This is a genomic window from Bacillus xiamenensis, from assembly GCF_000300535.1.
Classification (GTDB): domain Bacteria; phylum Bacillota; class Bacilli; order Bacillales; family Bacillaceae; genus Bacillus; species Bacillus xiamenensis.
The window spans coordinates 1-20,108 of record NZ_AMSH01000063.1 but is presented as its reverse complement, the minus strand read 5'-3'; the positions used below and the strand labels follow the sequence as shown (position 1 = coordinate 20,108).

Annotated in this window: 23 protein-coding genes; 17 read left to right on the top strand and 6 right to left on the bottom strand. The window is 43.8% G+C overall.

Annotation, left to right across the window (positions count from 1 at the left end; translation table 11 throughout):
- Positions 1-42 precede the first annotated feature (42 nt).
- Complete coding sequence (locus tag BA1_RS15700; RefSeq protein ID WP_008360980.1) at positions 43-348, bottom strand: general stress protein; 306 nt, start codon at positions 346-348, stop codon at positions 43-45.
- A 127-nt stretch (positions 349-475) separates the two neighbouring features.
- On the opposite strand from BA1_RS15700, the gene BA1_RS15695 reads away from it, so the two are divergent.
- Both BA1_RS15695 and BA1_RS15690 read left to right on the top strand, forming a co-directional pair.
- A complete protein-coding gene (locus tag BA1_RS15695) occupies positions 476-1,306 on the top strand; it encodes a glycosyltransferase family 2 protein (RefSeq protein ID WP_008360978.1) in 831 nt (276 codons plus the stop codon).
- Complete coding sequence (locus BA1_RS15690) at positions 1,303-1,983, top strand: uracil-DNA glycosylase (RefSeq protein WP_008360976.1); 681 nt, start codon at positions 1,303-1,305, stop codon at positions 1,981-1,983. Before BA1_RS15695 ends, BA1_RS15690 begins: the two co-directional genes overlap by 4 nt.
- Before the next feature lie 33 nt (positions 1,984-2,016).
- Here BA1_RS15690 and BA1_RS15685 read toward each other — a convergent pair whose 3' ends face one another.
- Complete coding sequence (locus BA1_RS15685) at positions 2,017-3,375, bottom strand: aldehyde dehydrogenase (RefSeq protein ID WP_008360975.1); 1,359 nt, start codon at positions 3,373-3,375, stop codon at positions 2,017-2,019.
- 170 nt (positions 3,376-3,545) lie between these two features.
- On the opposite strand from BA1_RS15685, the gene BA1_RS15680 reads away from it, so the two are divergent.
- The 3 genes from BA1_RS15680 to BA1_RS15670 all read left to right on the top strand — a co-directional run bounded on the left by BA1_RS15680 (position 3,546) and on the right by BA1_RS15670 (position 5,661).
- Positions 3,546-3,878, top strand: a complete 333-nt coding sequence (locus BA1_RS15680) for a YwdI family protein (RefSeq protein ID WP_008360973.1) — start codon at positions 3,546-3,548, stop codon at positions 3,876-3,878.
- 33 nt (positions 3,879-3,911) lie between these two features.
- A complete protein-coding gene (locus BA1_RS15675; RefSeq protein WP_008360971.1) occupies positions 3,912-5,219 on the top strand; it encodes a purine/pyrimidine permease in 1,308 nt (435 codons plus the stop codon).
- A gap of 70 nt (positions 5,220-5,289) precedes the next feature.
- Entirely contained in the window at positions 5,290-5,661 is a 372-nt protein-coding gene (locus BA1_RS15670) for a DUF423 domain-containing protein (RefSeq protein ID WP_008360968.1), read from the top strand.
- Between the two features lie 41 nt (positions 5,662-5,702).
- Here BA1_RS15670 and BA1_RS15665 read toward each other — a convergent pair whose 3' ends face one another.
- The 3 genes from BA1_RS15665 to BA1_RS15655 all read right to left on the bottom strand — a co-directional run bounded on the left by BA1_RS15665 (position 5,703) and on the right by BA1_RS15655 (position 7,808).
- Positions 5,703-6,320 carry a cupin domain-containing protein gene (locus BA1_RS15665; RefSeq protein WP_008360966.1) on the bottom strand — a complete coding sequence of 206 codons (618 nt, stop codon included), beginning with the start codon at positions 6,318-6,320 and terminating at the stop codon, positions 5,703-5,705.
- 131 nt (positions 6,321-6,451) lie between these two features.
- Positions 6,452-6,982 carry a spore coat protein GerQ gene (gerQ, locus tag BA1_RS15660; RefSeq protein ID WP_008360964.1) on the bottom strand — a complete coding sequence of 177 codons (531 nt, stop codon included), beginning with the start codon at positions 6,980-6,982 and terminating at the stop codon, positions 6,452-6,454.
- Between the two features lie 151 nt (positions 6,983-7,133).
- On the bottom strand, positions 7,134-7,808 hold the full coding sequence (locus tag BA1_RS15655) for a hypothetical protein (protein WP_008360962.1): 675 nt from the start codon (positions 7,806-7,808) through the stop codon (positions 7,134-7,136).
- A 175-nt stretch (positions 7,809-7,983) separates the two neighbouring features.
- Here BA1_RS15655 and BA1_RS15650 point away from each other — a divergent pair, with 175 nt between their 5' ends.
- Genes BA1_RS15650 through BA1_RS15600 form a run of 11 tightly spaced genes read left to right on the top strand, consistent with a single transcriptional unit; the run spans position 7,984 to position 18,137 of the window.
- Positions 7,984-8,754, top strand: a complete 771-nt coding sequence (locus BA1_RS15650; RefSeq protein ID WP_008360960.1) for a glycosyltransferase family 2 protein — start codon at positions 7,984-7,986, stop codon at positions 8,752-8,754.
- Between the two features lie 6 nt (positions 8,755-8,760).
- A complete protein-coding gene (locus tag BA1_RS15645) occupies positions 8,761-10,173 on the top strand; it encodes a capsular polysaccharide export protein, LipB/KpsS family (protein WP_008360958.1) in 1,413 nt (470 codons plus the stop codon).
- Positions 10,174-10,194: 21 nt separating this feature from the next.
- Complete coding sequence (locus BA1_RS15640) at positions 10,195-11,373, top strand: DegT/DnrJ/EryC1/StrS family aminotransferase (protein WP_008360957.1); 1,179 nt, start codon at positions 10,195-10,197, stop codon at positions 11,371-11,373.
- Positions 11,370-12,245 carry a GNAT family N-acetyltransferase gene (locus tag BA1_RS15635; protein ID WP_008360955.1) on the top strand — a complete coding sequence of 292 codons (876 nt, stop codon included), beginning with the start codon at positions 11,370-11,372 and terminating at the stop codon, positions 12,243-12,245. Before BA1_RS15640 ends, BA1_RS15635 begins: the two co-directional genes overlap by 4 nt.
- Position 12,246: 1 nt before the next feature.
- Entirely contained in the window at positions 12,247-13,371 is a 1,125-nt protein-coding gene (locus BA1_RS15630; protein WP_008360953.1) for an N-acetylneuraminate synthase family protein, read from the top strand.
- On the top strand, positions 13,361-14,101 hold the full coding sequence (locus tag BA1_RS15625; protein WP_008360950.1) for a cytidylyltransferase domain-containing protein: 741 nt from the start codon (positions 13,361-13,363) through the stop codon (positions 14,099-14,101). Before BA1_RS15630 ends, BA1_RS15625 begins: the two co-directional genes overlap by 11 nt.
- Positions 14,098-15,126 carry a PseG/SpsG family protein gene (locus BA1_RS15620; protein WP_008360947.1) on the top strand — a complete coding sequence of 343 codons (1,029 nt, stop codon included), beginning with the start codon at positions 14,098-14,100 and terminating at the stop codon, positions 15,124-15,126. The genes BA1_RS15625 and BA1_RS15620 overlap by 4 nt, the downstream gene beginning before the upstream one ends.
- A 2-nt stretch (positions 15,127-15,128) precedes the next feature.
- A complete protein-coding gene (locus BA1_RS15615) occupies positions 15,129-15,869 on the top strand; it encodes a sugar phosphate nucleotidyltransferase (protein WP_008360945.1) in 741 nt (246 codons plus the stop codon).
- Positions 15,866-16,831, top strand: a complete 966-nt coding sequence (gene rfbB / locus BA1_RS15610; protein WP_008360942.1) for a dTDP-glucose 4,6-dehydratase — start codon at positions 15,866-15,868, stop codon at positions 16,829-16,831. Before BA1_RS15615 ends, rfbB begins: the two co-directional genes overlap by 4 nt.
- A 3-nt stretch (positions 16,832-16,834) precedes the next feature.
- Positions 16,835-17,689, top strand: a complete 855-nt coding sequence (gene rfbD / locus BA1_RS15605) for a dTDP-4-dehydrorhamnose reductase (RefSeq protein ID WP_008360940.1) — start codon at positions 16,835-16,837, stop codon at positions 17,687-17,689.
- Positions 17,682-18,137, top strand: coding sequence for a dTDP-4-dehydrorhamnose 3,5-epimerase family protein (locus BA1_RS15600; protein WP_008360938.1), 456 nt, complete (start codon positions 17,682-17,684; stop codon positions 18,135-18,137). The genes rfbD and BA1_RS15600 overlap by 8 nt, the downstream gene beginning before the upstream one ends.
- A 58-nt stretch (positions 18,138-18,195) precedes the next feature.
- On the opposite strand, the gene BA1_RS15595 is transcribed toward BA1_RS15600, so the two are convergent.
- A complete protein-coding gene (locus tag BA1_RS15595; protein ID WP_008360936.1) occupies positions 18,196-19,416 on the bottom strand; it encodes an MFS transporter in 1,221 nt (406 codons plus the stop codon).
- 145 nt (positions 19,417-19,561) lie between these two features.
- Between BA1_RS15595 and BA1_RS15590 the strand changes: the two genes are divergently transcribed.
- The gene (locus tag BA1_RS15590) at positions 19,562-20,041 is read left to right on the top strand and encodes an Lrp/AsnC family transcriptional regulator (RefSeq protein ID WP_008360935.1); all 480 of its coding nucleotides are present in this window, start codon (positions 19,562-19,564) and stop codon (positions 20,039-20,041) included.
- Positions 20,042-20,108: the final 67 nt, after the last annotated feature.

The window sequence follows — 20,108 nt, the reverse complement described above, 5'->3', positions numbered from 1 at the left end:
TCCCTGTCTCAAAAACGGGGGTCAGTCCCCTCTTCGAGGAACTTATCTTTTACAAATCACCAATTTCCCTTTTTTCAGCTCCTCTAAAAGTGTTAAGGCTAACTCCTGATCGGCGCCGGTCGACATCATTTTGGCCATGAGCTCATCATCCCGGGTGCGAATGACATTGGCGATTTGATCTAAAATCCCTTGATCGACAGCTGTCATGCTTTTGGCATCTGTATATTCTGTTACGGTATCAGAGCGTTCTGGATCGTACGCAAAGACAAAGACATCGTCCTTTGCTGACTGTATATGTTCGATGATCTGTTTTGCTTCTTGACTATTCTCAACCGTGAAATATTCCATCGTCATCACTCCTTTTCATCAAAAATTCCCATTTTCTCGTCAAATCAAACCGCCTTTTATATCATGAGAAGAAAGCCGATTTATGTTTTAATGAAAAAGACGAATCTATTAAAGGAGTTAGGCCGATATGAAGATTTCTTTATTAATTGTGACACATAACCGGTTGGGCGCATTGTGTGAGCTGCTTGAATCCATCTCGAGACAAAGCGTACAGCCTTTTGAAATTGTCGTTGTAAATGATGCAGGAGAGCGGGTGGATGTCATTCAAGAACTCTATCCAGAGCTGCCAATCCGCTTGATTCATTTAGATGAGAATGTCCAGCATGTGAACGCAAGAAATGTTGGAGTGCGGGAGCTGACAGGTGACGTCATTATGCTGAGTGACGACGATGATTATTTTACACCTTGTCATATTGAACGTATGAGCAAGGCGCTGGAAGACGCCGATTTTGTTTTTTCTGATGCAGAAATTGTTTCGTTTGAAGAAAGAGGGGCGACCCGTTTTCCGGTATCAAGACGTTTGTTTGCTTATACAGCGGATATTGAGGATATGCGTGTCTTTTCTACATATGTCCCTTCTGGCAGTATGTATAAACGCCGCATCCATGATGAAATCGGTTATTTTGATCCAGCCATGCATCATTACTGGGATTGGGACTTTTTCTTGCGGGTCACGCAGCATGCACGAGTCAAACGGGTGCCTGTAGCGAGTGTAATCTATGCGTTCTTTGATGGGGGTGGCAATCAGTCTAGTGATCTCGGTGAAACAAGAAAGAACTACTTAGATGACTTGAGTGAAAAGCACCAGTTGGGTGATCTGCCGACAGCGAACTTTGCTGTCCTATTAGAAGAACCAGCGATGAAAAAAAGAGAATCAGAGAGTGACATAGTATGGGATGGAAAACCGATGATCTCAAGACTGGCACAGCTTCAGACAGAAGGAGGAGAACTGCAATGAAGCCTTTTTTAAATGATAGCTGGTGGACTTTGATGAAGAGTGAGTTTGAACAGCCGTACTATCAGCAATTACGTGAGTGGGTGAAGCATGAATATCGCACACAGACGGTCTTTCCAAAGCCAGATGACATTTATCGTGCCCTTCATTTGACGCCATATGAAGACGTGAAGGTGGTGATTTTGGGACAAGACCCTTATCATGGCCCAGGACAGGCCCATGGATTAAGCTTTTCTGTTCAGCCTGGAGTCAAACACCCGCCATCTTTGAGAAATATTTTTCAGGAGCTAAAGGATGATCTCGGCTGCCCTGTTCCAAACCATGGCTCACTTGTCAGCTGGGCAGAGCAGGGTGTACTGCTGTTAAACACTGTGTTAACTGTCAGAAAAGGTGAAGCGAATTCGCATAAAGGCAAGGGCTGGGAACGTGTGACAGACCGTGTCATTGATGTGCTGAATGAGCGAGATCAGCCAGTCGTCTTTGTCTTATGGGGCAGACATGCTCAAAATAAAAAAGAACGCATTGATCAAGGCAAGCATTACATCATTGAATCACCTCATCCAAGTCCTTTTTCTGCGAGAAACGGATTTTTTGGCAGCCGGCCTTTTTCACAAGCAAATGCGTATTTAAAGCAAATAGGGCTTGATGAGATCAACTGGTGTATCAAGGATATCGAATGAAAATAGGACGAGGGGAGAGCCCCTTCGTCCTGTTTATTTTAAAAATTTGCGGACAATCTCGAGTCCGTTTTTCGCATTTGGATAACGGAAGGAAAAATCGAAGCGATTGGTCTGGCGCAGGACACTTTTTTCATGCGTAAAGGTGAAAAAGCTTTCCTTTCCATGATATCGTCCCATGCCGCTTTCACCGACGCCTCCAAATGGCAAGTAAGGGGTGGCCACATGCATCAGCGTGTCATTGATGCAGCCTCCGCCAAACGAGAGGTTGTCTAGGACATATGCTTCTGTTTCTTTACTTGTTGTAAATAAGTAAAGGGCGAGCGGCTTTGGTCTAGCCTTGACCATGTCAGTGGCCTCATGCAGGGAATCAAATGTCATGACAGGCAAAATAGGTCCGAAAATTTCCTCCTGCATCACGGGGTCTTCCCATGTGATGTGATCTAAAATGGTCGGTGCGATTTTAAGCTCTTGTTCATTGCGCTGTCTACCCGTCACAATCGTACCATTTGAAAGAAATTGTGAGAGCCTGTCAAAATGACGCTGGGTGACATTTTTTCCAAAGTGCGGATTTGTTTCGGGTTGTTCACCGTAAAAGTCACGGATACAGGTGACCATCTCCCGCAGAAGGTCCTCTTTGATGGATTCATGAACAAGTAAATAGTCTGGTGCAATGCATGTTTGACCAGCATTGGTGAATTTGCCAAACGTGATTCGCTTGGCAGCGAGCTTGATGTCTGCATCAGGCATGACAATGCAAGGACTTTTTCCGCCAAGCTCAAGTGTCACAGGTGTTAGATGCTTTGCGGCGGCTTCCATGACGACTTTGCCGACCGCCACACTGCCGGTGAAGAAAATATAATCAAAGGGCAGCTTCAGCAGCTCTGTACTGACATCCACACCGCCTTCAACAACCGCTGCAAGATCTTCTTTAAACACACGTTCCACAATTGTACCAATCACTTTGGAAACTTGCGGCGTTAATTCTGATGGTTTTAATGTGACGGCATTACCCGCAGAAATGGCTCCAACTAATGGAGAAAGGGCCAATTGGAAAGGATAGTTCCAAGGGGCAATAATGAGAACACTTCCGTACGGTTCCTTGATGATCATGCTTTTCGATCCAATATGGGTCAGAGGTGTTTTCGCTCGGGATGGCTTGGCCCACTTGTGCAGATGTTTGACGGTATGATTGATTTCTTCATATACCATTCCAATCTCTGTTGTGTATGCTTCCTGTTCGGATTTATGTAAATCATGGGCTAAGGCTTGTAATATGTCCTTTTCATGATGTTTAATGGCTGTTTTCAAATCGTGAAGAAGGCGGATTCGTTCTTGGACCGCTGGCTTTTGAACGTTTTTTTGTTTGTGAAGGAGTTCAGTGAATTTGCTCATGTGTCAGTCCTTTCAGAGTCAATGTTATTTCTTTTATTATGTGTGAATCACTGGAACTGGTCAAATAAGATGTTCAGAAGCACACGGCTTTGAAAAAATGAGCCCATTCGGTTTGTTCATTTGATAAAATAATGTTGGCAAACGAATTTTTTAGATTGGAGGGTCTACCCTTGAATATTCATATATCAAGTCTGCTTCAAAAAATGGAGGAAGCCATTCAAAAAGCTAAACAAAGTGGAAATGATGAAGAGGTGAAACGTCAAGTGGCAGTGATTTCGTCACTATGTGATGTCATTCTCGATGCACCATCACAGCAGCAAATGCCGCTGGCTTCGGTCATTTCACCACCTCCGTCTCTACAGACACCGTCTGTACCATCTGTGTCTACGGATCAAGCCATGCTAGAGAAGCTGATGGGCACTAGCGGTGCAAAAAAATTCCAGCATCAAGAAGAGGGTCAAAAAGAGAAGGACGGAAACGGCGACTCTATCTTTGATTTTTAATGGTCGTGTCACGACAAAGGGAAGGTGATCGGGTTGAAACTATTTTTGGGCGCCATTCAGTGGATGGCATTTTTTATCGCAGCTTCTATTGCAGTACCGATTGCGATTGCACAAGCATTTGAATTGAATCAAGTGCAGTCGGCAGAGCTGATTCAGAGTACATTCTTTTCACTTGGACTTGTGGCAATGGTGCAGTGTTTATGCGGCCATATGCTGCCGATCAATGAAAGTCCAGCAGGGCTGTGGTGGGGTGTATATACCCTTTATTCAGGCATGACAGGGACGATTTTTGCTACATATCCTGAAACCTTGCAAGCATTACAAGGGGCTTTAATCTTTAGTGCTGCGTTCTTTTTTATTTTTAGTCTATTTAAAATCATTAATTGGCTTGCGTCTTTATTTACGCCAGTCGTCACAGGCATTTACCTGCTGCTGCTTGTTGTGCAGTTAAGTCAGCCGATCATGAAAGGTCTGATGGGCATCGGCTATCGGGGAAATCAGGTGGACGGGCTTGTCTTTTGTCTATCAATCTTGATTATTGTCATCACCTTCATGATCAGCCGTTCAAGGTGGCATTACTTAAAACAGTTTTCTGTGTTATTCGCACTTGCAGGCGGCTGGCTGTTATTCGCTTTACTCGGATTGGCCAAGCCCGTTCGAATTCCTGAGCATATCATCGAGTTTCCGAAGCTGTTCCCATTTGGTATGCCGGTCTTTGACAGTGGATTGCTGGTCACGTCCTTTTTTATTACGATCTTACTTATTGTGAATATGCTGGCAAGTATTCGCATTGTGGAAAGCTCAATGAAGGCATTTGGTGATCTGCGTGAGCGGAAAAGAGCCAGGCCTGCTGGTTTTGTCGCAGCCTTTGGTCATTTGATGAGCGGACTGATTGGAGCGATTGCGCCTGTACCGATTTCGGGGGCAGCGGGTTTTATACAAACAACAAAAATTCCTTCGAGAAAGCCGTTTTTTCTCGGAAGTCTGCTCATTGTCCTCATTAGTTTATTTCCGTTATTGATGAGCTTTTTCTCTGCATTGCCGTCGCCTGTGGGGCTTGCTGTGAACTTTGTGGTGTTCTCTTCTATGATTGGGATTGCCATGTCTGAATTTGATCAGTATGAAAAAGAAGACATCCCGCGCATTCGCTTTGTGCTGGGCGTTGCTGTTTTAGCAGGCGTAGGGGCTATGTTTGTGCCTCAGGGAGCATTGAAAGGCATGCATCCTGTGCTGATTTCTTTATTAAGCAATGGTCTTGTTCTAGGCACGCTCATTGCGATTGTGGTCGATCAAGTGCTGCTGCGAAAGAAGAAGAAATCCGACAATCTCGTGTCAGTGTAAAAGGAAAGTTGAATGTCGGATGTGACCCGCGCTATGATAAACATAATTGACGAGATAAGGAGAATGACGAATGAAACTATTTTTCATATTAGGTGCCATTAACGCCATGCTTGCTGTTGGACTTGGAGCCTTCGGTGCACATGGATTGGAAGGGAAAATCCCTGAAAAGTATATTGAGATATGGAATAAAGGGGTTCAATATCAGATGTTCCATGCGATTGGCCTATTTATTGTCGCCTTTCTTGCAGATAAGCTGTCAGGTGTTTCGCTAGTGCCAACCGCTGGCTGGGTGATGCTTGCAGGCATCCTTTTCTTCTCGGGAAGCCTTTATGTGCTTGCCTTGACTCAGGTGAAGATTCTTGGTGCTATTACACCAATTGGCGGAGTCGCCTTTATTGCTTCTTGGATCATGCTAGTGGTGGCAGCTGCAAAAAATTTATAAGCCAAAAAACCGATGCTCTGATAGGGGGCATCGGTTTTTTCTTAACTCCAATAAGGGGAATAGTTGGGTGGTGCTTGATAATAAGGGACATAGTGAGATGGAGGGACAGGGTGCGTTTGGGCTTCTTCGTCTCGGTGGCAGAAAGGTCCGATAAACATACCTGGCTTTACAGGCTGCGTTGCCTGCTTCCACTGCGTTTCGTTCATGCAATAAGTATGTGCCATAATGTGAGAAGGGGTGAGGGTGAGTAAGTCTGAGCCAAGGATGACTTCTGGCGTCGATGCGTTAAAGATGGCTAACAAATGAGTTTTGTCTTGCAAGGCAACTTCATAGTGCCACCAGCCTTGGGGCACATTTGCGACCTGCCCGGGGGTAATGGTATAGGTGTGCAGTTTTTTTGTAAATGGGTTCAGCATTGATACAGCAGCAGAACCGGCTATACAATAAACAAGCTCTGCAGCATTTTGATGGTAATGAGGCTCTACTACTTTGCTTTTACTCAAATAAATATCCAGCAGAGATACTTGATCGAGCGAATTTAATTGCTTTTTTCCTAAAACATTAATGAGATTGTACTCATCATATTTCACAAGGGGGCTTTGGTTCAGATCAAATGAATATTTGACATTCGGCGATGTATAATCCAGCTCAACAGTCATAGATGTCACCTCTAGGCTTTTGATAAAAACTACTAGGCATCTTATGAACAGTGCCCGTAAGGTGTGTCAAAAACCTAGTCAAAAGGAAAAAAGCAAGGGCGTCTGCACCTTGCTGCTGTCATGTCTTGAAGTTATCTTGGAGAATACGTTGACATCGAGTATGGATAGTCATATTGAATTTCCCCATCAAACGTAATGTAATCAAGGTAGATCGTTAACAGTAAGTATCGTGTCCCTGTTTTGTTATCACTGATGATAATGTGGTCACGTCCTGCGGCTTCAATGACCCCTCTAAAAATCTTCGAATTCCATTCTTTACTCGCCTCAAACGTCATATAGATCGTGGCTACCTTGCCGCGGTTCAATCGTAAAATATTCTCAATATAGGACTGCTCAATCGGCAGCTGGCCGGTGACATTTTGCTGATAAATGGGTCCAGAAGGAATTTGATATGGCTGTCCGCCGCTCTGTGTGCCTTGGCCTCCTTGTGAAGTGCCAGTAGACGGCATTGGGGAATACCCTTGCTGCATTTGACCCTGCGTTTGGGGAGGGACTGAATAACCCATCTGCTGCGCAGGATACGGATTTGCTCCATATTGTTGCTGGCGAAAATCTTGACCTTCGAAACCCGAACCCTGCCCAAATTGATTTTTCAATTTCATAACGTTCCTCCTCTTTTCTCATGGTGTTCTAAACAGAAGACGTATAAGCGCCTGTTGTTTCCATAGCATTCTTTTTCTCTTTCACACTATGAAACAGGAGGGAAGAATATGTACATTGAACGAAAAAAAGAAACTTCTTACCGAAGTTCCTTTACATTATCCAGTTCATCGCACGCTGGACATCAAATAGAAGGGTCATGATTAGAAAAGATGCGGCTAGCGGTGTGATGACAATGATAAAGGCTTGCCATACTCTTAGCTTCATCACAGCGACAATGCCTAAAACAGCCATACCGAAAATCCATGTTTTTGCATATGTTTCAGTCAGTGTCCATAGATCGAGATAATACCATATTTCATAATGTTGATCTAAATAGGGTGAGATCTTCACAAATGTATATGGACCGAGCAATCCCACAGTGAAAATCCAAGTGAGTGCAAATAATGCGGAAGGAAAAATGACCGTCAGCGTGCAAGCTTTGAGCACATCTCGATACGCCGTTTTTATGCCAAAAAACAGCCGTCCTAACCATTGTAAAATGAATGAACCGCAAAATAGAATCAGATTGCCTGCTAAAATACCAAAACCCGTCCCATGTAACAGAATAAAAGGATATGGAATATGATTGCCCATATACTCACTAAAATACCCCTCGTAAATCCAGCTCGTCCCAGCGATACTTGCCAGAAGCAGCATGAGCCAAATGGGAATAGAGGAATGTTGATATGAGCGAATAATCGTCTTTGTCGCAACAAAAATTTTAAAGAACCGAAAAAAACCTTTTGCTTCTTCTTCTGGGGAGAGATCACTCTTCATAGCTTCCAATATTCTTTACTCCTTTAATACACACAAATGATTACTTATATTACCAAAAATTTTGCGTTTTTCAAAGATAGATCAATAAAAAAATACAATTTTATTAAAAATAGGTCATTCTACAGTCTCTTTAAGAGGAGACACATATGATAACCATAGTTTGAAAGAGACCGAGGTGAAAAAATTGACAAAAGTAACTGTCATTATGACGAGCTACAACAAGGCGGCTTACGTTGGCAGATCGATTGAAGCGGTCCTACAGCAGACTTTATCAAACCTTGAACTGTTTATCATGGATGATGGATCAAATGAAAAGACACTTGCTGCTATTGAGCCTTTTCGCAAAGATCCGCGCGTTCATTTTATCCAAAGCGGGGTCAAAACGCTGGAGGAAAGAACGGCGAAAACACGCTATGCCGTACTCATTAATCAAGCATTAGAACAGGCGAAGGGTGAGTATATTTCCTATGCCACAGATGACAATGTTTATGCACCTGATCGTTTAGAGAAGCTCACGAATTATTTAGATGCCCGCCCGAATGAAGATATTGTCTATTCTGGTTCAAAAGTTATCTATTTAAATAGCGAAAAAGCACCAGTAAAGGAAACGACACGACCTGCACAAACGGTTCAATGGAATGCACCCTGTGCCATTGATCACTGCTCAGTCGTTCATCGTGCGTCCATTTTAACAAGAATTCATGCTGAATTTGGGTCCTACTGGGATGAGAGTCCTCACTTTTATCGAATAGGGGATGCCCGGTTCTTTTTTAGATTAAATCACTTCTATCCGTTCTATCCTTTTGATGAAGTATTAGATACAAATTACATCACAGAACAGTCGATTCATTATCAGCTGGCAGAAGAAGAGAAAAGTGAATTTATTCAAGCACTTCCTCCTCAGTCTACCTGCCGGGAGCTCCGTCATATATTAAAACAAAGACATGGGAGGTGACCTTAAGTGTCACATTATATTCATCATTATTGGCAGGTATATTTTGAGTATGTGAATTTGATGAAAGACTTATCTTATCGCCAAATTCCTCTTGGGTTAATCAGTAATTTTTATCAATATATCAGCCCTGAAGTGAGAGAACGTATGGAAGATGAAGCATTTGGTCAGGAGCTGACAACCACTTGTCCATTGCCGCAAGACATCCAGCCATTTTTTGATCAGCATAAACAGCAGATGAAGCGCATAGCTTATCGTCCGAACAATGGAAAGGTGCTGCTTCACTTTGAACACCTGCGTTTTACTGAACAAAATTATCTGCGGTTCCATCCGAACCAAACGGTGGTACTTGCGCGCTGGAAAAAGGCTGATTATTTTGGATTACCAGTCATCAGCAAGCCGGATTTAGCAGGAGAGGTTAATAAAGAGGCCCATGCTGAATATATTGAAAAAGCAAATGCTCTACTCAAGCCTTACGCACAGCACCCTGTCTTTGGCAATGCCTTTTTTAGAGAAAAACTTCAGAAGGACATTGTGCAATTTATTGATGTGATTGACCAGATAGAAACACTATTTGACATGCAGCCTATTGCAGCTGTCATTGTCGGTACGACGGAGGATGTTTACAGCCGTGTACTTGCGCTGCAAACAGTGAAACGCCACCTCACCAGTATCTGTCTCCAGCACGGCGCACTCATGGGAGACGAAGCCTTTTTGCCGATCTTCACCACCTATCATGGGGTGTTTGGAAAGTATGAAAAGGATTGGTATGTAGACAAAGGCTGTCAGCCTGAACAGGTGGAGATCACAGGTCACCCGAGATTTGACTTGGTGCAGGATCGAACGCCGCTTCAAAAGGACATGGTATTTCGTAAATTGAACTTCAGTCCAGCCAAAAAGACTGTGCTTGTGGCTACGCAGCCATTTTCAGAAGCCTTTTATGGTGATGTTCTTAAAACGATTGCAAAACGGAAAGACATTCAGCTGATTATGAAGCCGCATCCGTGGGAAATCGCTCGAAATCGTTTAAGTGACTATACAGCGATTGAGCGTGCGGGGAACCATGTGAGATTAATTAAAAAAGAGATCGAATTGTATGACCTCCTGCCTTATGTGGATATAGTTATTACGCTCACATCAACAGTTGGTTTAGAAGCGATGCTTTTTGAAAAGAGTGTGCTGATTGGCAAAATGAAAGAAGGCAGAAGATACCCTTATTACGAGTCGCTTGGCAGCTGCCACATGGAAAACCCTGTTGAACTGGCTGAGAAAGCGATCCGTATTTTGTCGGATGAACAAGAGATGAAGCTGGCGAAGCAGCAAGGAGCCCGTTTCATTCAAGAACATTATCCGCATGCGCGATCGACTGATGCTCTGCTTTCTCTGCTTAAAACAAAAACAGGTGTGGATTTTCAAAGATGACGATAGGGGTGTGCAAGCGATATGGAACAAAAGAGAGCACAATTTCTTCCTTATGCACTGCCTTTGATTGAACAGGAAGAAATTGATGAAGTCATTGGAACATTAAAGTCCGGATGGCTGTCCACCGGACCAAAAGTGAGGCAGTTTGAAGAAGAATTTAGGCAACTGACCGGTGCAAAACACGCGATAGCCGTCAATTCATGTACAGCTGCTTTATTTTTAGCGTTAAAGGCAAGAGGCATTGGGACTGGTGATGAAGTCATCACAACACCTCTAACGTTCTGCGCGACAGCCAATACGATCATTCATACGGGGGCAGCCCCTGTTTTCGTGGATATTGATCCGAAGACACTCAATCTGGATGCAGAGAAAGTAGAAGAGGCGATCACACCACATACAAAAGCGATTGTCCCTGTCCATTTTGCTGGTCAGTCGTGCGATATGGACCGGATTTTAGCCATTGCCAAAAAGTATGATTTGTTTGTGCTGGAAGATGCCGCACATGCCCTCTATACGACTTATCATGATCAGCCTATCGGATCAATTGGTGATGCGGCTGCCTTTAGTTTTTATGCAACAAAAAATATATCAACTGGTGAAGGCGGTATGCTGACGACAAATGATGATGCACTTGCAGCTCGAATCAGAAGGTTAGCGCTCCACGGCATGAGCAAGGGAGCGTGGAATCGTTATGGAGAAAAGGGAACGTGGTATTACGAGGTCGAGGAACCTGGCTATAAAATGAACATGTTTGATGTGCAAGCATCGTTAGGGCTTGTTCAGCTAAGCAGGCTGAATGACATGCAGACCCGTAGAGAACAGATTGCGAAGGCATACAACGAGGCGTTTCAAAAAGAAGCGGGGCTGATCTTACCGCCCGTTCACGAGGATGGACGACATGCGTGGCATTTGTATGTGCTGCAAGTTGATCCAAAAGAAGCATTCATCACACGTGATGACATGATTGATCAGCTGCAAAAGGAATACAAGATCGGCACGAGTGTTCACTTTATCCCTGTCCACTTGCATCCATATTATCAGCAAACCTACAACTATTCGCCAGAGGATTTCCCTGAATCCATTACTTATTACAAACGGACGCTCTCACTCCCGCTTTATCCAAGTATGACAGATGAAGATGTGCAGGATGTCATCACTGCGGTCGTGTCTATTTTAAAAGACAAGAAGGCATCTTCATGAAGGTCGTTCATGCAATAGATGATCAGGTGCTGGCAGCTTGGCTGAAAACATATGATCATGAAGTAAAGCACATGGCAGGCTTCAAGCAGTTTGCTCTTGTCAGCGGGGCCCAGCTCAAAGCGGTGCTGTTATACGACTGGTCCAAGTGGGAGAGCGGTATTTTTGATCAACATATATTTCATGTGAAGTTTGTGGAAGCTGAATCACCGCAGCTCTTCAAAGAATTGATGGAGCGGTTTATCAATTGGATGAGAACAGAAAAATGTGATTTCTTCTTTTTACGTCTTGAAGCAGCTGATGTTGAAAAAAACCGCATTGTCCAAAAGCTGTCACATGTGTACTATGTCGGCGGTCTCACTAGGCTTGAGGTGCCGTCTGCTCAAATGGAGACACCATTATCAGGTCAAGATGTGGTGATTGGGCTGCCAGATGAGAAGGAATATGATGAGGCGGTCTCACTTTGTGATCAGGCTTTTGTGAAAAGTCGTTATGCACTTGATCCATTTTTAGACCAGCGTGTTGTTCAGCATTTCTATCAGGAATGGATGAGGAATAACTTATTCGGACGCGCAGATGTCAACCTTGTGGCAAAGCTGAACGGTGAAGTGGCTGGCCTGATTCAAGGGATGACAAAGGGCAATGAGATGGCGCTTGAGCTTTTTGTAATTAGACCGGATGTGCAAGGAAAAGGGATCGGAAAAAAGCTGTTTATTGAGATGATGAAGGTTTCTCATGATAGAGGGTATCAGTTCATTTCTGCCGGGACACAGCTTCATAACACGACAGCCATCCAGCTGTATGAAAAGATGGGGTGTAGGACAACAAATGCCTTTTTGTATTACCATGTGTGGCCGAAAAAAGGAGAGAGGTAAGATGGCGCATTTCTATATCGGAGATCGCAAAGTGGGCGATGGTGCGCCTGTCTTTATCATTGCAGAGGCAGGCATTAACCATGATGGGAAGCTGGATCAGGCACTTGCTTTAATTGATGTGGCAAAAGAAGCAGGGGCTGATGCGGTGAAGTTTCAAATGTTTCAGGCTGATCGGATGTATCAAAAGGAACCGGGGCTGTACAAAACGGCTAAAGGAGAAGAAGTGTCTATTTTTTCTTTAGTGGAACAAATGGAGTTGCCGCCAGAATGGTTGCCTGTTTTATTGAAGCGTTGTGAGGAAAAAGGACTGATGTTCTTAAGCACGGTGTGTGACGAAGAATCTGCGGATCTTTTGAATCAAACAGATCCACCTGCCTTTAAACTGGCTTCTTATGAAATCAATCATCTGCCTCTTTTGCGTCACACAGCTTCATTTCAAAAGCCGATCATTTTTTCAACAGCTGGGGCAACCATTGCAGATGTTCATGAAGCATACGAAACAATTACGAGCCAGCAAAATAAACAAGTGGCTATCATGCATTGTGTGGCAAAATATCCAGCACCTAGAGCGTACACGAACCTGCGAGTGATACAAACCTTAACTTCAGCTTTTCCAGAGGCAGTCATTGGCTTTTCAGATCATAGTGAGCACCCAACTGAGGCGCCAGTTGCCGCTGTGAAGCTCGGAGCAGCGATGATTGAGAAGCATTTCACAGTGGATAAAACGTTACCTGGAGCCGATCATTCCTTTGCACTTGATCCTGAAGAATTGAAGGAAATGGTTCAGCACATTCGAGCAGCAGAAAAGCAGCGTAATCAAGCAGGAGCAGACGTTCATTCTTTGCCAGAGGAGCTTCTTGGCAGTTCTTATAAAACGACAACAGCCATCGAAGGTCAGATTCGAGAGTTTGCGTATCGAGGGATTTTTACGACAACAGGCATTGCAAAGGGAGAGACCCTCACTTCAGAAAATATAGCTGTCCTGCGCCCAGGACAAAAAAGTCAGGGCCTGCATCCCCGATATATGACGGTTTTACTTGGCACGAAGGCTGCGAAAGACATCCCGGCTCATACAGGCGTTTCGTGGAAAGACGTGCTCATGCAGGAGTCTCAAGATGATCAATGATGTGCTCTTTGTCATTCAAGCGAGGATGGGTTCAACAAGACTGCCAAAAAAGGTGATGAAACCGATCGGCGGCATGGCGCTGATCGATTTGATTGTGGAGCGGGTGAAGCAATCAGAGGTTTATCATCACAAAACGCAAAACCTCATGATCGCCACAACGGTCGAGGCAGAAGATGACTATTTGGCTCAGTATTGCTTATCAAAGGGCTATAAAGTGTTTCGGGGCAGTGAGACGGATGTGCTACAGCGGTTTGCACAAATTGTCCGCCAGTTCGAACCACAAACTGTTGTACGTTTAACAGGAGATAATCCATTTATCGACCCTTCCCTTTTGTCGAAAATGCTTGAAAAACATAGACAGGAGAAGGCTGATTACACGTACACGAACGGAACACCACTCGGTATTTCCGGGGAAATGATTGAAGCCGCTATTTTAAGTCAAATCGACAAATTTCCCCTCACCCAGTCAGAGCGTGAGCATGTCACGCTGTATATCAGAAAGAATCCAGAGCAGTTTTACCTTCAATTATTCACACCGCCCAAAGAACTTGCATATCCTGCTTATCGATTCACGATTGATACAGAAGAAGATTATGTGTTTGCCACCCGTTTACTAGAGAAAGCTGGTGGTTCTATTGCTGTGCCAACGGCTGAGCTCATATCTATCTGTGAACAAGAGCCAGACATTGTTCGTTTAAATCAGTCTGTGAGACAGAAGGATGCTGAATGAATCATAAAGTCATGATTGTTGTTTATGGTGGTTTTTTTAGAGGCATGGGGCATGTGGTCAGAATGAAACGGTTGGCAAAAGAACTGCTCCAAGAAGGATTCGACTTATTTTTCTATACAAATGAGCAGATTTGTGTAGAAATGCTAGCGCATCCAGCGTGGGACGTACACTTGGTGCAGGAGTCGAATGCACCTCTTCAAATGCAGCAAGAGTTAAAAGAACTGAAGCCTGATCTTCTGCTGATAGATGTTCTTGATGGTGATCTTCAATTCCTTCGAACGCTCAAGAATTCCTGTGGCAATGCAAGGGTGGTCTTATTCGAGGAGAAAAGAGAGGAAGCCTGTCAGCTTGCGGATGTTGTAGTGAATGGCATTTATGGAGGTCTGGACGGGCAGCACAAGCAAGTAAATGGAACGGCCTATTTTAATGGAACATCTTATTTATTGTTAGATCACGAGATTGGTCGATTAAAAGACACATATGAGGTTCGAAAAGAATGCAAAAAGGTGGTCATCAGCCTCGGAGGAAGTGATCCGCGCGGATTGTTTTCAAAGGCTGTATCAGCACTTCTTGAAGCAAAGCATTTACACATTCTAGCGGTAGCAGGAAAAGCCTCTCACCTCAAAGAGCAAAGAGAGGCGGAGCATATTCAATTGATTCACCATACAAATCAACTACCAGTCCTTTTATCAGAAGCTGATTTGGCCATCGTTGCAGGCGGCATGACACTATACGAGGCAGTTTGTATTGGGGTGCCGAGCATTGTCCTTTCGCAAGTAGACCACCAAGCAGTGACAGCGAGCAGATTTGCGCAAAAGGGAGCTTGTCTTCACCTTGGATTAGGTGATCTTGTGGAAGAAATAGATGTATTGCGTGCTGTTCAAAGGCTGTCTGACAGCTATTTTCTCCGCAGGAGCATCCATCTCAATGGACGTACACTCATTGACGGGAAAGGACTAGAGCGAGTGAAAAACATTCTTATACACCTCATGAATCCCCACCAAAAAGAACATAAGGATGTGTAGATGTGAAGGGAGTTATTTTAGCAGGAGGAAAGGGATCACGGCTGGCACCATTAACGAAGATTTTCAACAAACATTTATTGCCGGTTGGTCCATACCCGATGATTTATTGGTCACTGTTCAAACTAAAAGAAGCAGGCATCTTAGATGTTATGCTGATTTCACAGGAAAAACAGATCCCATTGTTTCAAAAAGTGCTTGAAGATGATCACGAACTTGGGATGAACATAGTCTATCAAGTCCAGCCAGAGGCGTCTGGTATTTCAGATGGTTTGTCCTACGCAAAGCCCTTTGTAAAAGAGGAGAAGTTTGTGCTCATGCTAGGTGATAATGTATTTGAGGATTCGTTAAGCCCTTTTGTCGATGCCTTTCAGCAGCAAGAAGGCGGAGCCAAGGTTTTATTGAAAGAGGTGGCAGATCCAAAGCGATTTGGCATTGCAGAAATTGATAACGCACATCACCGGATTTTATCAATAGAAGAAAAGCCGGAGCACCCGCGTTCATCCTACTGCGTCACGGGCATTTATTTTTATGATCAAGAAGTCTTTCAATATATTGAGAAAATCTCACCGTCAGAACGAGGCGAATTGGAGATTACAGACGTCAATAATCTCTATATCTCAAATAGTCAGCTGACCTATGATATGTTAAAAGGGTGGTGGATTGATGCGGGAACACATGAATCTCTCCACCAAGCATCTGCGAAAATGTTTGAAACGATGAAGAAAAAAGAGGGATACGAATGACGAAGTCTTATTTAATAACAGGTGGAGCGGGATTTATTGGACTAAATTTTGTGAAGCTGCTGCTTCAGGAATCGGATGTCCGAATCACCGTATTTGATAAATTAACGTATGCCAGTCATCCAGAGGTAATGGATCAATTGTCAAAGCTGTCTCATTTCCGTTTTATTCAAGGGGATATCACGCTGCAAGACGAACTGGATCAAGTATTTGATGAAGCTTATGATGCCATTATTCATTTCGCAGCAGAATCGCATGTCGATCGCAGTATTGAGTCGGCAGAGCCCTTTATTCAAACAAACGTCCTCGGTACCTATCGAATGCTGGAAGCGGTCTTAAAGGGAAAGGCAAAAAAATTCATTCATATTTCAACAGATGAAGTATATGGGGATTTAGAGCTGGATGATCCTGCTTTCACAGAACAAACACCACTTTCACCGAATAATCCTTATTCAGCAAGCAAGGCAAGTTCAGACCTGCTTGTGAAATCCTATATCCACACCCACCAATTACCCGCAATGATCACCAGATGCAGCAACAACTACGGACCCTATCAGCATGAGGAAAAATTAATCCCAACCATTATTAGAAAAGCGGTTCATGGAGAAAAGATTCCGATTTATGGGGACGGCCAGCAGATTCGTGATTGGCTGTATGTAGAGGATCATGCGAGAGCTGTAAAGCAGGTATTAGAAAACGGAACAGCCGGGCAGGTATACAATATTGGCGGCGGCAATGAGAAAACAAATCTCGATTTGACCAAAACAATTTTATCGCAGCTCGGGATTAGTCATGATCAAATTGCGTTTATTCAAGATCGAAAAGGACATGACAGACGGTATGCCATTGATGCCAGTAAGCTAAAAGGCGAGCTCGGCTGGACGCAGGAGACGTCATTTGAAGAAGGTATCGAAAAAACGATCAATTGGTATCGTGCCAAATACGATCAAAGTGAAGAAGGGTGACCGATGAAAGTTCTAATCACCGGTGCAGGCGGCCAACTAGGAAAAGAATTGACCAAACAGCTCAAAGAAAAAGACATGACCGTCATTGCTTTAACAAGGAGCATGCTGAATATCGCAGATCAACAGGCAGTCAGACATGCAATGAGACATTTTCGGCCTGATATTGTTGTCAGTGCAGCGGCATATACATCTGTTGATCAATGTGAAACAGAAACGGAAAAAGCCTATCTTGTGAATGGAATTGGCGCCTACTATACGGCATTGGAAGCAAAAAACGTAGGGGCGGATGTGTTACATGTCAGTACAGATTATGTGTTTGACGGGCAAGCGGATGTCCCTTATCAAGTCGATGCACAAGCAGATCCCCAGACGATTTATGGAAAGAGTAAAAAACTTGGGGAAGAATTGATTCATCTCGTGTCAGATGAAGTGAAAATCATTCGGACATCGTGGCTCTATGGACATGAAGGGCATAATTTTGTGAATACCATTCTTCGGCTGGCTGAAACGAAGGATCATTTGCGCATCGTAAATGATCAAATAGGGTCTCCCACTTATACAAAGGATGTCGCAGAAGCTTTGATTCACTTGTTTGACCAGAAAGCAGGCATTTATCACGTCAGTAACCGAGCGAGCTGTTCCTGGTTTGAATTTGCGTCAGAAATTGTGGCAGCAAGTGGCCTGTCTACAACGATTGAGCCCATTTCAACAGAAGAGTACGGCTTTCAAACACCTCGTCCAGCCTATTCGGTTTTAGACCTGCAAGCGATTGAAGCGACAGGCTGGCAGCCAAGGCATTGGAAGGATGCACTTCACGAATATTTGCAGAAAGAAGGGAGATGGCATCAGCATGATTGATGGTGTACAAACGAAAAAACTCATGAAACATTGTGATGACCGCGGCTTTTTTGCAGAGCTTATTCGAGATGACGAACCGATGCTGAAGCGCTTTGGGCAGGCGTCGTGGTCGAAAAGTTTTCCAGGAGTGATCAAAGCCTTTCATTATCATGAAAAACAAGACGATGTTTGGTTTTTCCCAGCAGGTCATGCACAGGTCGTTTTATACGATTTGAGAGAGGATTCTCCGACAAAGGGTCAAACCGATGTATATTATATGGGAGAAGACAATCCAATGCTCCTTCTCATTCCAAAGGGAGTCGCCCATGGTTACCGTGTATTAGGCGAGACACCGCTGCAAATTGTTTATTTTACAACAGAATCCTATGATCCGAAAAACCCGGATGAAAAGAGAATCGCGTGGAATGATGAAGCGATCGGATTTCATTGGGAAACGACATTTAAATAAAGAAAAGAGGCCTTTCGCAGGAGAAAGGTCTTTTTTGTTTTCATTCAGGGGGAATAAACTAGACAGCTTTACATTTCTGAATAGAACGTTCACGTTTATAGCTGCTGAAACTGATGATAAAACCAACAAGTGTCATCAGTGCACATACCAGCCCTACAGTATGATATCCGAAATGGACATAAATAGGGCCCATAAGTGCTGAACCGAGCATAACGGCAAAATTAGACGCAAGACTGTAAAAAGCCATCACGTTGCCTCGATGGGTTTGGGTGCAGCCGCTCAGAACGGTGCTCAAAAGCGTGACCGATAAACTTTGCAATGCCCCCCAAATAAACAAAGCCACAATCAGCACGATCCATGAGAATGGTGCATAAGGAAGTAAGGCTAGAACGAGCGTGATGCCACCCAGCACCCAAAAAAGGGAGCGCATTTTCCCAAACCCGTCTGCTAATTTTCCAGTAAACATACTCATAGAAAAGCCAATCCCATAAGCCATGATGAGAAGCCCAGCCGCTGATTGTCTGCCATCAAACAGGCTCTGCAGGTAAGCACCTAAAAACGAGTACATGCCGTAAAATCCAAGCATATTACAAAAGGTCACAGTCAAATAGACCGGCACACGATCAATTTTCAAAGCACCCCATAAAGAGCCTGTTTTCTCTCTAGCTTGTCGTGTCTTCGGATCAGCTGCTGCCACTTGTTTTCTTAATTCAACCATGACGAGCAGCAGCACAATAAGGCTCATTATAGCGAAGAGCCAAAATGTCCAGCGCCAGTTTACACTTTGGGCGATAAAGGCGCCAATTGGTACACCAAGAACAAGGGAAAGAGACCAGCTTGATACAATAAGGCCCATCACTTTGCCTCGATATTCATAAGGGACTCGGTCGCCCACAAGCGCATAGGCTGTTGGGACAAATACACCGGCCGCCAGTCCAGAGGCGGCACGTCCGGCAAAAAACACCGCCAAATTCGGAGCAGCAGCACACATGACGGTTCCAATGAAGAAAAAGGAAAGTCCGATGATCAAACACAGTTCTCTTGAATAACGATCCCCTAAAGGAACGAGTAACGGTGCTCCGGCCAATACGGCTAATCCGTAAATGCTGATGGAAAGAGCGAGAATATCAAGAGATTGCTGAAAAGAGTTTGATAAATCAGGCAAAAGTGGTGAAATCACCAGTTCTTCCGATCCCGCCGCAAAAACGCCAAGTGTGAGTGCAATGGCAAGTGTGATGGGAAATGTTTTAGAAGCCTGGCTGTCTAAAGATTCTTTCATCAAGTGATCCCTCCATACTTGCTTTTTCATTCCATTACGTTAAAATAAATTCTACCATTATTTAGTTTTATTTTACATTTCGTATCATAAGTATCATCATAAAATACTTTTCAAATGGAACGATTTTGGGATAGGAGCGTAACGAATGAAAATCACCGATGTGGATGTGCATATTTTAAACGAATTGAGAGAAGATGCCCGCTTATCAATGAGGGAATTGTCCAAACGAGTGAATTTATCACCGCCTGCGGTAGCAGAAAGAGTGCGGAAATTAGAAGATGCAGGGATTATTGAAGGTTACTCTGTACAGGTCAATTATAAAAAGATGGGTCTGATGATAGACTGTTTACTTGAAGTCACCGTATTAAATGGGGAGTATCAGCGGTTTGTGACATTTATGAACCAGCACCCACGTGCGTTTTTTGCTTATCGAGTGACAGGTCAGTCGTGTTTTTTCATTAAGCTGTCTGTCGCTTCACTTGAAGAGATTGAAGCGTTTATTCAAGACGTGTCTGGCTTTACAAAAACGGTCTCTCATATTGTCTTATCAGAACATTCCTTTACCCATCCCATTCAGGAACGTGTGAAACAAATAGAAGAGCCAGAAATGACCGTGGTGAAATAGAAAAAGGACCTGCCCTCAGGTCCTTTAAGATTGTAGAAAAAGTATGAAAGATTTTTTGTATAATAAG

Coding starts and splice junctions, on each gene's coding strand:
- BA1_RS15700 (WP_008360980.1), bottom strand. CDS start 348: ATGGAATATTTCACGGTTGAGAATAGTCAAGAAGCAAAACAGATCATC.
- BA1_RS15695 (WP_008360978.1), top strand. CDS start 476: ATGAAGATTTCTTTATTAATTGTGACACATAACCGGTTGGGCGCATTG.
- BA1_RS15690 (WP_008360976.1), top strand. CDS start 1,303: ATGAAGCCTTTTTTAAATGATAGCTGGTGGACTTTGATGAAGAGTGAG.
- BA1_RS15685 (WP_008360975.1), bottom strand. CDS start 3,375: ATGAGCAAATTCACTGAACTCCTTCACAAACAAAAAAACGTTCAAAAG.
- BA1_RS15670 (WP_008360968.1), top strand. CDS start 5,290: ATGAAACTATTTTTCATATTAGGTGCCATTAACGCCATGCTTGCTGTT.
- BA1_RS15665 (WP_008360966.1), bottom strand. CDS start 6,320: ATGACTGTTGAGCTGGATTATACATCGCCGAATGTCAAATATTCATTT.
- gerQ (WP_008360964.1), bottom strand. CDS start 6,982: ATGAAATTGAAAAATCAATTTGGGCAGGGTTCGGGTTTCGAAGGTCAA.
- BA1_RS15640 (WP_008360957.1), top strand. CDS start 10,195: ATGGAACAAAAGAGAGCACAATTTCTTCCTTATGCACTGCCTTTGATT.
- BA1_RS15635 (WP_008360955.1), top strand. CDS start 11,370: ATGAAGGTCGTTCATGCAATAGATGATCAGGTGCTGGCAGCTTGGCTG.
- BA1_RS15630 (WP_008360953.1), top strand. CDS start 12,247: ATGGCGCATTTCTATATCGGAGATCGCAAAGTGGGCGATGGTGCGCCT.
- BA1_RS15625 (WP_008360950.1), top strand. CDS start 13,361: ATGATCAATGATGTGCTCTTTGTCATTCAAGCGAGGATGGGTTCAACA.
- BA1_RS15620 (WP_008360947.1), top strand. CDS start 14,098: ATGAATCATAAAGTCATGATTGTTGTTTATGGTGGTTTTTTTAGAGGC.
- rfbB (WP_008360942.1), top strand. CDS start 15,866: ATGACGAAGTCTTATTTAATAACAGGTGGAGCGGGATTTATTGGACTA.
- rfbD (WP_008360940.1), top strand. CDS start 16,835: ATGAAAGTTCTAATCACCGGTGCAGGCGGCCAACTAGGAAAAGAATTG.
- BA1_RS15600 (WP_008360938.1), top strand. CDS start 17,682: ATGATTGATGGTGTACAAACGAAAAAACTCATGAAACATTGTGATGAC.
- BA1_RS15595 (WP_008360936.1), bottom strand. CDS start 19,416: ATGAAAGAATCTTTAGACAGCCAGGCTTCTAAAACATTTCCCATCACA.
- BA1_RS15590 (WP_008360935.1), top strand. CDS start 19,562: ATGAAAATCACCGATGTGGATGTGCATATTTTAAACGAATTGAGAGAA.